12 protein-coding genes are annotated in these 12,230 nt (G+C 69.5%); 1 reads left to right on the top strand and 11 read right to left on the bottom strand.

Annotation, left to right across the window (positions count from 1 at the left end):
- Nucleotides 1–944 precede the first annotated feature (944 nt).
- From IPP98_05760 to IPP98_05710, 11 genes are all read right to left on the bottom strand, one after another.
- Entirely contained in the window at nucleotides 945–2,540 is a 1,596-nt protein-coding gene (locus IPP98_05760; GenBank protein MBL0178621.1) for an alpha/beta hydrolase, read from the bottom strand.
- 1,017 nt (nucleotides 2,541–3,557) lie between these two features.
- Complete coding sequence (locus IPP98_05755; GenBank protein ID MBL0178620.1) at nucleotides 3,558–3,983, bottom strand: hypothetical protein; 426 nt, start codon at nucleotides 3,981–3,983, stop codon at nucleotides 3,558–3,560.
- Between the two features lie 25 nt (nucleotides 3,984–4,008).
- Nucleotides 4,009–4,800 carry an ABC transporter permease subunit gene (locus IPP98_05750; protein MBL0178619.1) on the bottom strand — a complete coding sequence of 264 codons (792 nt, stop codon included), beginning with the start codon at nucleotides 4,798–4,800 and terminating at the stop codon, nucleotides 4,009–4,011.
- Nucleotides 4,797–5,519: an ABC transporter ATP-binding protein gene (locus IPP98_05745; protein ID MBL0178618.1), complete on the bottom strand. Its 723-nt coding sequence runs from the start codon at nucleotides 5,517–5,519 to the stop codon at nucleotides 4,797–4,799. Before IPP98_05745 ends, IPP98_05750 begins: the two co-directional genes overlap by 4 nt.
- Nucleotides 5,516–6,733: a nitrous oxide reductase family maturation protein NosD gene (locus IPP98_05740; GenBank protein MBL0178617.1), complete on the bottom strand. Its 1,218-nt coding sequence runs from the start codon at nucleotides 6,731–6,733 to the stop codon at nucleotides 5,516–5,518. Before IPP98_05740 ends, IPP98_05745 begins: the two co-directional genes overlap by 4 nt.
- 1 nt (nucleotide 6,734) lies before the next feature.
- Nucleotides 6,735–7,199: a hypothetical protein gene (locus IPP98_05735; GenBank protein MBL0178616.1), complete on the bottom strand. Its 465-nt coding sequence runs from the start codon at nucleotides 7,197–7,199 to the stop codon at nucleotides 6,735–6,737.
- Nucleotides 7,196–7,780: a hypothetical protein gene (locus tag IPP98_05730; GenBank protein MBL0178615.1), complete on the bottom strand. Its 585-nt coding sequence runs from the start codon at nucleotides 7,778–7,780 to the stop codon at nucleotides 7,196–7,198. Before IPP98_05730 ends, IPP98_05735 begins: the two co-directional genes overlap by 4 nt.
- 1 nt (nucleotide 7,781) lies before the next feature.
- Nucleotides 7,782–9,818, bottom strand: coding sequence for a Sec-dependent nitrous-oxide reductase (gene nosZ / locus IPP98_05725; protein ID MBL0178614.1), 2,037 nt, complete (start codon nucleotides 9,816–9,818; stop codon nucleotides 7,782–7,784).
- Between the two features lie 313 nt (nucleotides 9,819–10,131).
- Nucleotides 10,132–10,560, bottom strand: a complete 429-nt coding sequence (locus IPP98_05720) for a hypothetical protein (protein ID MBL0178613.1) — start codon at nucleotides 10,558–10,560, stop codon at nucleotides 10,132–10,134.
- Between the two features lie 3 nt (nucleotides 10,561–10,563).
- Nucleotides 10,564–11,025, bottom strand: a complete 462-nt coding sequence (locus IPP98_05715; GenBank protein MBL0178612.1) for a cbb3-type cytochrome c oxidase subunit I — start codon at nucleotides 11,023–11,025, stop codon at nucleotides 10,564–10,566.
- Nucleotides 11,025–11,351 (bottom strand): cupin domain-containing protein, encoded by a 327-nt coding sequence (locus IPP98_05710; GenBank protein ID MBL0178611.1) that lies wholly within the window; start codon nucleotides 11,349–11,351, stop codon nucleotides 11,025–11,027. Before IPP98_05710 ends, IPP98_05715 begins: the two co-directional genes overlap by 1 nt.
- Nucleotides 11,352–11,489: 138 nt before the next feature.
- Here IPP98_05710 and IPP98_05705 point away from each other — a divergent pair, with 138 nt between their 5' ends.
- Complete coding sequence (locus tag IPP98_05705) at nucleotides 11,490–12,185, top strand: Crp/Fnr family transcriptional regulator (GenBank protein MBL0178610.1); 696 nt, start codon at nucleotides 11,490–11,492, stop codon at nucleotides 12,183–12,185.
- Nucleotides 12,186–12,230 lie beyond the last annotated feature (45 nt).

Raw genomic sequence — 12,230 nt, 5'->3', positions numbered from 1 at the left:
GGTGTCGACGACCTGGAAGGTGCGGATCGAATCGAGCGCCGGGGCACTCTTGAACAACCAGATCCGCCGGTCGGGCGTCGCGAAGGCGGCCTCGAACGGCGGTTTCAGTTCCGCGAACACCTGCGTGTTGGCGGCCTGCCGCTGGTCCTCGGGAAAGCGCCGCAGGTAGAGCTGCCGATCCATCTCCTGGACCGGGAGAATCGGGTCAGGCAGCGGCTTGGTCTGCGCCTGCAATGAGCCATCGGGGTTGCGCCATTCGACCTGGTTCTGCTTGGTCCGCGCAATCCAGAGGGTGCCGTCGCCGAGCACGCCCCACTTGTCCATCCCCGTGAGGATGCGTCGCTCCAGCCGCTGTCCGCCTTCGCGCTGCACCATCGCGAGGTCGGGCGAGACCAGCTGGGCGATGGTGTCGAACTTCGTCAGCATCGCATCGGTACGGATCACCCGCCCGCTGTCGGCCAGGCCACGGCCGTCACGGCCCGGCGACGGCGTCCCCTCGAAGTACCACTGCCCCGCCGCATCGCGGGCACGCGGCAGCGCGCCGTTGGCGGCGTCCGGCATCGGCACCGCCTCGAGCCGCTTCGAGCCGACCGTCCAGAAGGTGACCCGCTGGAAACCCCAGTCGCCGACGAGCATCGTGTCGCCCGCCGCGAGCAGGGTGCTCGGCCCGGGCACCTCTTCCTTCGTCATGCCGGGGAATGGCATCGCCGTCTTCTTGGCGAAGTCGGCCACCTGCAGCTCCAACTCGTTGGTCGCGATCATCACCCAGCGGCCATCGCTGAGCGGCTTGGCGTCGGTCAGCTGGACCACCGGCACGATCAACGTGTCGGCCGTCTCGGCGAGGCGGACCACCGGAGCGGGGGCGGGGGGCTCGCCGCAGGCGGCGAGGAGGACGAGCAGGGAGACGGCGGATGAAGTGCGCATCCTCGGAAGATATCGCCCGGTCAGGGGAGCCGCGCCTGCAGCCAGCGGACCACGGCCGCCACGACCCCGTCCGCAAGTCGTCGATCGGGGAGCAGCAGGTAGCCAGCGGGATCGCCACTGCGGTCGGCCAGGAAGAGGTGGTTCACGTCGGGAAGCCGCTCCACGGCGGCATCCGCGCCGGCACGCCGGAGCACGGCCGCCAACTCTGCGGCCTGACCCACCGGCACCTGGGTGTCCTGGTCGCCATGGAGCAGCAGGGTGGGTACCCGCACGCGCTTGGCGGCGGCTCGGGGGTCATAGCCGAGGAGGGCACGGAAGCCGCGCGAGTCGCGCCGCAACGCCTCGACCGCCTCACTCGAGCCCTGCAGCAGCGCCTCGATCAGTGCCGGTTGCCGATCGGGTGCGCTGTCGCGGACCATGCGGGTCGCCCCGTAGCGTTGCTGCAGCGCGACCAGCTCCCGACCGGGTCGCGACGGGGCGGCCAGCAACACCAGCGTCTTCGCATCGGCACCGTTGGCGACCGCCTGCATCGCGACCAACGCGCCCTCGCTGTGGCCGACGATGCCGAGCGCCTCGGCATCGACGCCCGGAAGGGCCGCCAGGAGCCGCAATGCCCGCGAGGCGTCCTCGGCGAGCTCGTGGATAGTCCGGGAAGGGTAGTCGCCGCCGGAGGCCCCTACGCCGCGATCATCGAGGCGGAGCGAGGCAATGCCGTGCGCCGCCAACGAGTCGGCCAGTTCACGCAGCGGTCGATAGCCGAGCATCGTGGAGCCGTCGCGATCCTGTGCGCCCGAGCCGGAGAGGAGCAGCACGGCGGCGTGGGGCGCGGGGCCATCCGGCATGGTGAGTGTGCCGCCGAGCGTCACACCACCGCCGACCGGGACGGAGACGGCGCTCGTCTGCCACGGTGCCCCGGCTGGCGCGGCATAGTCGCCCAGATCGACCAACCAGCCATCGGCGGCGAGGCGATCGGCCAGGCGCACCACGCGGAGTGGCTGGCCCTCGGCGCCGCGCCCGCCGCCGCCGCTGATGGTCCCCTCCGCGTCGACCGCGAGGCGCAGCTGCCATTCCGCCGACTCGACCAGCAGCGTGTCGACGCCGATCGCGGTGACCCGCAGCGTGTCGATGACCAACGCCTCGCCACGCAGCGTCACCGTGGGGGTGAACCAGTGGCCGTTGTACCAGATGTCGCCCTGCTGATCGGCGCGGTGGAGTTGCCGTTGCAGCAGCGCGAGCGAGCGCGGGGCCAGGAGCGCACTTCCCGGTGGCGTGTCGCGGCTCGCCGTCGGGCGCCCCTCGACGCCGCTTCGGAGTGCGGCAAGGCCGGGGACGCTGACGGCTTCGGCCCGCTCGGCACCGCCCGCGGGGCCGATGATGCGGGTCAGCCGTTCGAGCCGTGCTTCCGGGTCTTCGTCGAGGCGCAAGCGGAGTGGCGCGTCACCGCCGGGCCGCCGCTGCTCGGCGCGGATCGCGCCACCGAGGGCGACCCAGCGCTCGACCCCGATCGTGTCGCCCGCAGTCCCGAGGAGGGCATAGGCCCGCGCCTCGAGCTTCGCCCCCTGCGCGGGGAGCGCAGCCGGGAGAAGCAACAGGGCGGCCAGCAGTCGGCGCGGCATGGGGGAAATGAAACACCCCAGCCGAGGTTGGGGCGCATTCAGCCGCGGCCGCCAGGCCGCGGGAGGTGAGGGGTGAGGGCGGTAACGATCATCCAGCGCGCGTCGCCCCCCCCCCCGCCCCCCCCCCGGCCCCAGCGCACCCGGAGCGTCCCCTCTGCCCCCCCCCCCCCCCCCCACCCCACCCGCCGACGCCCCCGCACTGCTGCGCGCCCCCCGCTCCACGCTCCTCCGGCCCCCCCCCCCCCCCCCCTGCAGGCCCCCCGCCCGCCCCCCCCCCCACCCCCACCACCGCCCAGCGCCACCACACCCCCCCCCCCCCCCGCCGAGCGCCCCCCCCCCCCCGCACCCCCCCCCCCCCCACCCCCAGCTCCTCCATCATCATCGCCACCGGCACGGGCAATGGCAGGTGCCAGTCAGGTGTCACCGTCCCGCCCGACAGCATCGCGGTCGAACCCAGCAGTGGTGCTCGGAGCATCGCAGGCAATTGCCCGCACCAACCAATGCAGGCGGCACTTTCGGGACTCTCCAGATCCACCATGAACACCTCTGCTCCTGGCACGCTCAAGCCCGGACCAGTTCCGCCACCCAGCGTCAACGGGCATGCTGGCCCCCGCCCGCCAACCGCTCGCGCATTTGCTGACCGCCGCCTTCAGGTCGCCGTAGAGCCAGCTGCAGCACCGACCGCCCCCAGGTGGCACCTTCCGGCAGTGAGCAGCACCCTGGGCGATGTCCTGGTCGGCATCCCCAGCCCCCGCTGATCCCCGCACGCCCCCGAGAAGGCGGCATCCTGCTCAGGCGAGGATGAGCGGTCTCGCGCGATCGGTGATCGGTCGCTCCAAGGAGTGCACGGCGATGGGACGATGCGAGGTGCGGAAGTGCTTACGGAGGGGTACCGAGGACTATACCACGCGGACGGGGTGGGGGTGAGGGGGAAGACGTGAAACGTGAAAAGTGAAACGGTTCACGTCTCACGTTCCACCTTTCACGTTTCACCTCTAACGACTAACGACTAACGACTCACGACTCGATCTTCACATGCCCCACCATCCCCAGCAGCGCATGCGGATCGCACTGGAAGTAGATCGTCTTCCCGACCGGGAAATTCACGATCACGTCGACCGTCTGGCCCGGCAGCTGGAGCATGTCGCTCGCGGGCGGCAAGTTGGGGATCCCCGGGTTGCTGTCGGCGAGGAAGTGGACGTTGTGCACGCCGACCTGCAGCGTGAAGCGGAGCACGTCGCCGGGATGCGCCTCGATCTCGGCGGGTTCGAATCGGTTGCTGGTGCCGTCGGTGATCATCTGGATCTCGATCACCTTGCCGGTCGGGGCGGGCCCGGCCGGTGCTGCGGGGGCAGCATCACCAGCAGGAGCCGCATCCTTCGCGCCACCACAGGCGGCGAGCAGGAGGGCGACGAGGGCAAGAGTGCGGGGGGTCATCGTCATGGTCAGATCCTTTCGGGTTACGAAGTCAGAAGTCTTTGCGGGCGAAGCTTCGCGCCGCAATCACACAGGGAACCACCAGCCACAGCGTGAGCAACGACACCAGCATCGCGCGGCCACCACTGCTCCCCAGGCTCCGCTGCACCACCGCCCCGGTGTAGCCGAGGAGTGCGGCGGCGTCGCTGCCGAGGAGGAGGAGGACCCGCGCGAGATCGAACGGATTGAGGGCGAGCATGACCAGCATCGGCAGCTCGATGGGACGGTCGCCGAAGAGCAGCGCCAACAGCAGCAGCACTCCGTCCCAGAGCACCGCCGTCACCAGCCAGACCCCGAGCGCAATCCCCAGCGCCCGCACCTTGTCGTCGGCCCCGAGCGCGATCACGAAGGCCAGTGCGGTGGAGAGCATGGCCAGGCCAGCGGCAGCGCCAGCCAGCGCCAGCATCGGCACCAGGGCATCGCCCAGGAGCATGCCGTGCCAGAGGAACGGTGCCAACAGGCCGACCACCACGACCGCCGCCAACGGCAGCGCGGTGCCGAGGTAGAGCGCGACGAAGAGCGTGCGGCGGGCAATAGGCTGTGCCAGCAGCAGCTCGGTCATCTCGCGCGCGTGGTGGACCTGCATGGTGCCGACCACCAGCCCGATCAGTGGCGTGAGGATCAAGACCACATCGAGCAGGGAGACGCGCGTGGTGGCGCCGCCGCCGCTGAAGCGCAGCAACAGCTCGCCGATCAGCAGCAGGGTGGCGAGGAGGCCAAGGAGCCAGCGCCCACGGAGGGCGTCACGCAGCACGGGTGGCAGGACGCGGAGGGCGGTGTTCATGCGACCGCCAGGCGGACGCCGCCGCCGAGGAGCCGCGCGACCGCGCGTTCGAGCGTCCGCTCGCCGGTGCCGTGGGTCAGCGCCTTCACGGCGCCCGCCCACGCCGTCTTCCCCTCGACGAGGAAGAGGACGTCGTCCGCCAGCTCCTCGAGTTCCGGCAACACGTGCGACGTGATCAACACCGTCGTCCCACGCGCCCGTTCCGCGAGGATCCGATCCTTGAGCACCCGCGCCGCCAGCGGATCGAGTCCCGCCGTCGGTTCGTCGAGGATGAGGAGCTTCGGCGCAAAGGCGAAGGCCAGCACCGCGTTGATCTTCTGCCGCGTCCCGCCGGAGAGTTCGCCGAGCGGCCGCGCCATCGTCTCACCGAGCTCGAACGCATCGGCCAGCGAGAGATCGGGAAGCGCCGTGCCGCCACGCAGCGCGGTGACCATCGCGACCAGATCGGTGCCGCGCAGATGCGCCGGAAAGTGGACGATCTGCGGCATGTAGCCGATCGCGGCGCGGTACGCCGGCGACCCGTCGAGTATGGTGCCGTCGATGACCACCTGCCCGGACGTCGGCCGGGCGAGACCGAGCAGGACCTTGAGGAAGGTGGTCTTCCCGGCGCCGTTCGGCCCGACCAGCGCGGTGATCCGCCCGGTCGCGATCTCGGCGTCGAGCCCGTCCAGCACGGTGCGTCGGCCGAACCGCTTTATCACCCCACGTGTGATGATCATTCGCTCCCCCTGCTCCGCGACACGCGCGGTGCGCGGTCGACGACCTGCGCCGGCGTCAGTGCCGGCACGACCCGTTCGGCGGCATCGAGCACCCGGATGAAGAGTGCCCGCTGCAGCATCAGCGCCGCCGGGGCCCGCTCGACCAGCAGCGCGAAGAGGCGCACCGGATGGTGCGGCACGTCGCCGGTGCCGTCGTGGTCCAGGTCCCAGCCGCGATACGCATCCCACCAGTTGCCGACAAACTCGGCATCGACCGTGCGCGCGTTCACCGCGACGTCGAACGAGTTGCCGGCGAAGTGATTGTCCGTGAATCGCCCGCCACTGGTGCTCGCCAGCAGCCGCACCGCCCAGCCATTGCCGGTGAAGCGGTTGCTCCTCGCCTCCAACCGCTCGGCGCCGTCGGCCAGCAATCCGGTGGTGTTGCCGGTGAAGTCGTTGCCGATCAGCGTGACATCGGCGATCTCCTTCAGCAAGAGGCCGTACGCGGTGGCACCACGATTGGCGAGAAAGCGGTTCGAGGCCATCCGGACCACATGGGAGTACATCACCGCGACACCGCTGCCGTTCTGCCGGAAGGTGTTGCCCTCGTAGGCAGACGAATCGGAATACATGAAGTGCAGCCCGTAGCGGAAGTTCTGCTCGCTCACGTTGCGGCGCACCGCCGCGTGGCGCGTGAACTCCAGGTAGATCCCGTCGCGATGGCCGCTGACCTGGTTGTCCTCGATGGTGAGGTTGCGCGATCCCCAGGAATGGATCGCGTTGCCGGTGGCCGTTTCGGTCGAGGGACGGCCGGTCACCACATTGCGCCGGACCACGCAGCCTTCGGTCTGCGCGAGGTAGATCGCGAAGAAGGTGTCGTCGAAGCGATTGTGCTCGATCAGGCAGCTCGCCGCGCTGTCGACGTGCACCGCCGCGCGGTCCTCGTGATAGGAGCGGCCGGTGTTGCGGAAGGTGAGGCCACGCAGCGTCACGTGCGGCGCGCGGATCACCACGATCTCGTGCGATCCCTCGCCGTCGAGGATTGCGCCAGCGTCACCGACGAGCGTCACCGGCCGGTCCAGCTGGAGCAGGGGCCCGCGCCACACCCCGGCGGTCACCCGCACCGTGCCGCCGTCCGGAGCCGCCGCCACGGCCGCCGCGATGCTCCGGTACGGCCCGTCGGGTGCCACCACCAGCGGCCCCTGCACGGCGAGGAGGGCGGCGAAGAGCAGCATCTCAGTGCCCTCCCGCGTGGGCGGTGGTGGTCTGCATCCCTTCCCGCTGCACGGTGACACGGACTTCGTCCCACGTCAGCGTCGGCCCGTCCCAGTCGGTGTGGCCCGCCGCCTTGTCCACCGCAATGAAGCCCTTCCCCATGGGAGACTTCCCCGTTGCCGTGCGATGGAAGCGAAGTGCGGCAACGGCCCGCAGCGTCCCCGGCGCCGATGCATCCGCAATCCACAGCTCGCGCGGTGGCTGCGGTTGTGCATCGGTCCACGCGGCGAGGCACTCGATCGAATCGAAGTGCAGCGTGCGGCCGCCGCTGGTGATCGCCGCGGCTCCGAAGCGCTGGTCGCTCACCGTCATCCGGCAGTAGTCGCAGTTGTCGATGTCCCAGGCGATCGACGGCGTCGCCGGGGCACAGCTGATCATGCCGAGTACGGCGATCAGCGCCGTGGCGGCGGCAGAGTGGCGGATCACGCGGCCTCCACCCGGCGACGCGTCCCGACCCAGACGCCCGCCGCGAGCAGGAAGGAAACACCCAGGGCGATGGCGCCGAGGCCGGGCCATGCCGTGGCAGTGAAGTTCAGCAACTGCTTCGAGCCGATGATCGGAGGCTGGTAGCTCATCCCCGGCACGATGATGATCGCGTGCTCCATGTCGAGGTTGTGGCCGTAGTCGTATTCCCACCGCCAGAAGTCCCAGAGGCCGACCGCGCCGAGCAGCGCGAAGGCGGCGAGCCAGAGCAGGACCCCGCGGCGCGATCCGCGCGCCGCGACGCCCAGCCCGGCCAGCACCAGTGCGCCGATCAGCCACGGCATGTAGACCAGTTCGGGAATCGCCGATGGCGTGATCGGCTGCATCCCGATGTAGTGATTGAGTCCGTTGATGTTGTCGAGGTCGTGTTCCTTGATCCCCGTGACGGTGTGGGCATAGATGCGGAGGCCCAGCCCCTCGGGGTACTGCGGCGCCCCGAGGCGCACCTCCCACAGCGGCGAGACCAGGGCCACCAGGCCGAGGAGGGCCGCGACCGCCAGCAGGAGGCGCGCTCGGGTGCTCATCTCAGCGCCCGCCGGCGGGCATCTTCATCCCGGCATGCGGATTGGCCGCCGTCGGCAGCGCGGCAGCACGTGCCTGCTGCGTCGCCGAGCGCGGGCTCACCCCCGCACTCAACTGCACGCCACTCCCCGGCGCACTCACCCGGACGTACCCCTGCATCTCCTGGTGCAGCGCGCTGCAGAAGTCGGTGCAGTAGAAGGGATAGACCCCGGGCGCCTTCGGCGTCCACGCGATGGTGCGCGTCTCGCCCGGCTGCAGCACCAGCTCGGCCGTCTGCATCCCCAGGACCGCGAAGCCGTGGAGAATGTCCCAGTCCTGCTCGATGTTGGTGACATGCCAGTACACCGTGTCACCGACCTCGACGCCCTCGATCATGTCCGGCGCGAAGTGCGAGCGGATCGCGACCATCTTCACGTGGACCTGCTTTCCCTTCCGCGACACCCCGCTCTCCGACTCGGCCCGCACCACATACGGGTGCTGGTTGTCCTTGAGGGAGAAGAACTTGACCTGCTTGTCCTTGATCAGCGCCGCCGGCAGCGCCTGGGCGTAGTGCGGCTCGCCCTGCGTCGGGAAGTCGAGCAGCATCTTCATCTTGTCGCCCGTGATGTCGATCAACTGCGCCGACTGCGACAGCTCGCCGCCGGTCGGGAGGTAGCGGTCCTTGGTGATCTTGTTCAAGGCCACGACGTACTTGCCGTAGGGCTCGGTCCCGTCGCCGCCGGGAATCATCAGGTGGCCGATCGAGTAGTAGACCGGCATCCGGTCGAGCACCTCCCAGGTGCCCAGCTTCCACTTCACGATCTCCGACGAGATGAACATCGAGGTATAGGCGTTGCCCTTGGCGTCGAACTCGGTGTGCAGGGGCCCCAGGCCCGGCTTCTGCACTTCACCCGCGATCACCGCGTCGTACTTGAGCACCGGGATCCCGTCGAGCTCGCCGTCGAACGCCTTCGCCTTGATCGCCGCGATCATCTTGGTGAACGAGTGCACCGGAATCACCGACGCGAGCTTGCCGCCGCCGACGATGTACTCGCCGGTCGGGTCGATGTCGACGCCATGCGGCGACTTCGGCGTCGGCAGGAAGTACACCGCGCCCGGGCAGTTGGTCGGCAGCAGCATCTTCACCGAGGTCTTCTTCTCGCTCACCGCCGAGCGGGTCGCGGCCACCATGTAGTTGTGGCGATAGTTGGCGGGCACCGTCGTCGTCTTCCCCGCCGCCACGCACTTCTCGGCCTCCTTCCAGTTCACCGCCGCGATGTAGTCCTTGTCGTTCTTCGAGGCGTTCAGCTCGAGCTTGGTGTAGGCCTGCTCCGAGTTGTACGTGGTGAAGAAGAACCACCCCTCGGACTTCGCCTTGCCGGCGCGGCCGAGGTCGTAGTTGTAACCGGGCATCAGGATCTGGAAGGCGATGTCCATCTTGCCGGGCTGGTTGGCCGTGACGAACGAGAGCGAGCCCTTGAAGTTCTGCTTGTAGGTCTCGATCGGGACGTCCTTGTTCGGCACCGGCACCGAGAAGCGGATCGCCGAGACGACGTACTCGGAGTTCGCGGTCACGAACGGCGAGGCGTGGCCGCCGGCGGCGTTGGGGATCTCGAGGATCTCGTCGGTCTCGAAGGTGGTCAGGTCGAGCCGGGCGATGCGCGGCGTGTTGTTGGCGTTGATGAAGAGCCAGCGCCCGTCGGGCATGCCGTTGGTCTTGGAGAGCTGCGGATGGTGGGTGTCATCCCAGGGCACCGGGCCGTAGGAGGTCTCCAGCATCGGCTTGGTCTCCTCGGAGTAGCCGTAGCCGTTCTCGGGGAATTGCGAGAAGACCGGGATCGTCTTGAGGAGGCGGCCCGACGGGAGGCCGTACACCGTCATCTGCCCGCTGAAGCCGCCGGACATGAAGGAGTAGAACTCGTCGTGCTCGCCCGGCGCGACGTACACGCGCTGGGCGGCGTCGCCGCTGACGAGTTGCTTGGGAGCCGTGTTGCCACAGCCTGCGGCCAGCAAGGCGGCCGCCGCGAGCAACGAGGACTGGGAGATGGTGCGGAGGGACATGCCCGCCTCATGCGCTTGGGGCCCCGTGGGGCCGGTCCGGTGCCGCTCCGCAGTCGCGGTGGCACACAGGGAGAATCGCGCCTGGCGGAACGGGGCGCCGTGACGGTTGTCACAACGGCGAACAGCGAACGGCGAACAGCGAACGGGGGTGGGAGGAGTGACCTGTGACCTGTGACCTGTGACCTGTAAGAGGTAAGACGTGAAACGGTGCCCGTGATGTGGTTCCGCCTCACGTCTCACGTTTCACGTTTCACCCCACCCCTAGTCACTGGTCACGGGTCACCGGTCACTGGTCACTGCTCGCCCGTCACCTTCACCCCAACGCCGGCCCCCTCACCCTGGCCCTGAGCGCCCCCACCCCAAAACCCATTCCGACCAGCTGCAGCGCGCCGCCAATCACGGTGAGCAGCCGCCAGGCGGCGGCGTTGCTGCTGGCATGCGCCACTTCGCCAATCGCGCGCGCCGTGGTGCCCAGGGTGAGGCACCAGTAGGCCACCTCGCCGAGCCAGGGTTGGAGCGGTGGGGCGACGCGGGGAGGGCGCGGGAAGAGCCAGAGCGCGGTGCCGAGAATGGTGGAGAGGATGGTACCGACGAGGAGCAGATGAGTGTGCGCCGAGACGAGCCAGGGCGACGGCCACACGCCGCGAAGCTCGCGGCCGACCAGCATCCAGAGGCCCAACGCGAGGCCGCAGCCCAGGAAGGCGGCGGCCGTCGCGAGGAAGCGACGAGAAATGGCGGACATCGCCTAGCGCATCGCCGGCCGCTCGACCACCGGCATCGGTCGAGCCGCCGGAAGCCGCGTCGGGGGGATCGCGGCATGATCAAGCGTGCGCCAGAGGTTCCAGCCGAGGAGGTAGGCACCCACGGCGGAGAGGGTGCCACCGCTGCCGAGCAACCAGATGCCGAACGGCGAACCGTCGGCGCGGGCCGCAAAGCCGCAGGCCACCAGCACCAGCCCGACATTGGCGAGGACGAAATGCACCGTCTGCAGCTTCGGTGCATGCAGCGGTGTCGCCGCAAAGCGGGGAAAGACGTGATACGCGACGCCCGCGATCATCATCGTCACGAAGCCGAGCAGCAGGATGTGCAGGTGCACCGGCCGATAGCGGGTCCACGCCGGGTGAACCGCCATGGCGACACCGAGGGAGACGCCCGCTGCCAGCCAGAGCAGCGAGGCGCGCAGGAAGCGGATGACGGCGCGGTCCATCAGCAGGAGTCGCAGCAGTTGGCGCGCAGCGTCACGCGCAACTCGAGCGCACCGTCCGAGGCCTCGACCGAGTGCAGCACATTCGGATCGAGTTGCACCAGGTCGCCCGAGACGATCGCCCGCGGTCCCGCCTCCGCCACGGTCAAGATCCCGCGGCCTGCCATCACGAGGATGGTGATCCGCGCGTGATTGCGATGATCCGGCAGCGTCTGCCCCGGCGCGAACTGCAACGTGAACGAGCGCACGCCGCCGGCCTCCGATACATCGGTGACCAGGGGACGACCCGCCGGAGCGGTGGATTCAGGAACGAGGACCTCAGGCAACATCGACAACTCCACGTGGGGGACAGCCGGAGGATCGCGGGGTGGGGGGCGTGGGGCCGTGACGGTTGTCACACCACTCGATCATCGATCATCGATCATCGATCATCGATGCCTCCGCGTCCGCCCGGTTATCGTTCCCCCATGGCCTCCCCCGCCGACATCCTCCGCGGCATCCCCTTCTTTGCCGACATCCCCGAGCCAGTGCTCGAAAAGCTCGCGTCGCGCTGCGTCCCGCGGACGGTGGGCGACGGCTTCACCCTCTTTCGGAGCGGCGATCGCTGCAGCGGGCTGTACCTCGTGCTCGATGGCCAGGTGCGGATCTATCGCACCGCCACCGACGGCCGCGAGCAGACGCTCTCGCTCGAGGGCCCCGGGCGACCGGTCGCCGAGCTGCCGCTCTTCGATGGCGGGCCCTACCCCGCCTCGGCGGTGACCGTGAAGCCGTCACGGCTCGCCTTCCTGCCGCGCGCCGAGTTCGAGCACGCCTTTCAGACCGACCCAGACGTCGCGACCGCCGTGGTGCGGGCCCTCGGTGGTCGGCTCCGCCACCTCGTGCAGCTGGTCGAGACGCTCGCCTTCCGTGACGTCGCCGCCCGGCTCGCGATGCTGCTCGCCGACCAGGCCGATCAGCGCGGCACCGTCACCGGCGACAGCGTGCATCTTGAATTGGACCAGACCCAGGAACAGCTCGCCACCGCGATTGGCACCGCGCGCGAGTCGGTCTCCCGCGCCATGAAGCAGCTCAAGACCAAGGGGCTGATCCGTTCGCAGGAGGGGAACCTCCTCGAGCTCGTACCCGCGGCTCGGCTGCGCGACTATGCCCGGGGCGACGAATGAGACATCCGTCACGGCGGCCCCGCTCTGCAGGGCGCACATTGTGTC

The organism is Gemmatimonadota bacterium (assembly GCA_016720805.1).
Lineage (GTDB): Bacteria > Gemmatimonadota > Gemmatimonadetes > Gemmatimonadales > GWC2-71-9 > Palsa-1233.
The sequence above is the reverse complement of the archived record's forward strand: the minus strand, read 5'-3'. Positions and strand labels throughout refer to the sequence as shown.

Coding starts and splice junctions, on each gene's coding strand:
- IPP98_05760 (MBL0178621.1), bottom strand. CDS start 2,540: ATGCCGCGCCGACTGCTGGCCGCCCTGTTGCTTCTCCCGGCTGCGCTC.
- IPP98_05755 (MBL0178620.1), bottom strand. CDS start 3,983: ATGACGATGACCCCCCGCACTCTTGCCCTCGTCGCCCTCCTGCTCGCC.
- IPP98_05750 (MBL0178619.1), bottom strand. CDS start 4,800: ATGAACACCGCCCTCCGCGTCCTGCCACCCGTGCTGCGTGACGCCCTC.
- IPP98_05745 (MBL0178618.1), bottom strand. CDS start 5,519: ATGATCATCACACGTGGGGTGATAAAGCGGTTCGGCCGACGCACCGTG.
- IPP98_05740 (MBL0178617.1), bottom strand. CDS start 6,733: ATGCTGCTCTTCGCCGCCCTCCTCGCCGTGCAGGGGCCGCTGGTGGTG.
- IPP98_05730 (MBL0178615.1), bottom strand. CDS start 7,780: ATGAGCACCCGAGCGCGCCTCCTGCTGGCGGTCGCGGCCCTCCTCGGC.
- nosZ (MBL0178614.1), bottom strand. CDS start 9,818: ATGTCCCTCCGCACCATCTCCCAGTCCTCGTTGCTCGCGGCGGCCGCC.
- IPP98_05720 (MBL0178613.1), bottom strand. CDS start 10,560: ATGTCCGCCATTTCTCGTCGCTTCCTCGCGACGGCCGCCGCCTTCCTG.
- IPP98_05715 (MBL0178612.1), bottom strand. CDS start 11,025: ATGGACCGCGCCGTCATCCGCTTCCTGCGCGCCTCGCTGCTCTGGCTG.
- IPP98_05710 (MBL0178611.1), bottom strand. CDS start 11,351: ATGTTGCCTGAGGTCCTCGTTCCTGAATCCACCGCTCCGGCGGGTCGT.
- IPP98_05705 (MBL0178610.1), top strand. CDS start 11,490: ATGGCCTCCCCCGCCGACATCCTCCGCGGCATCCCCTTCTTTGCCGAC.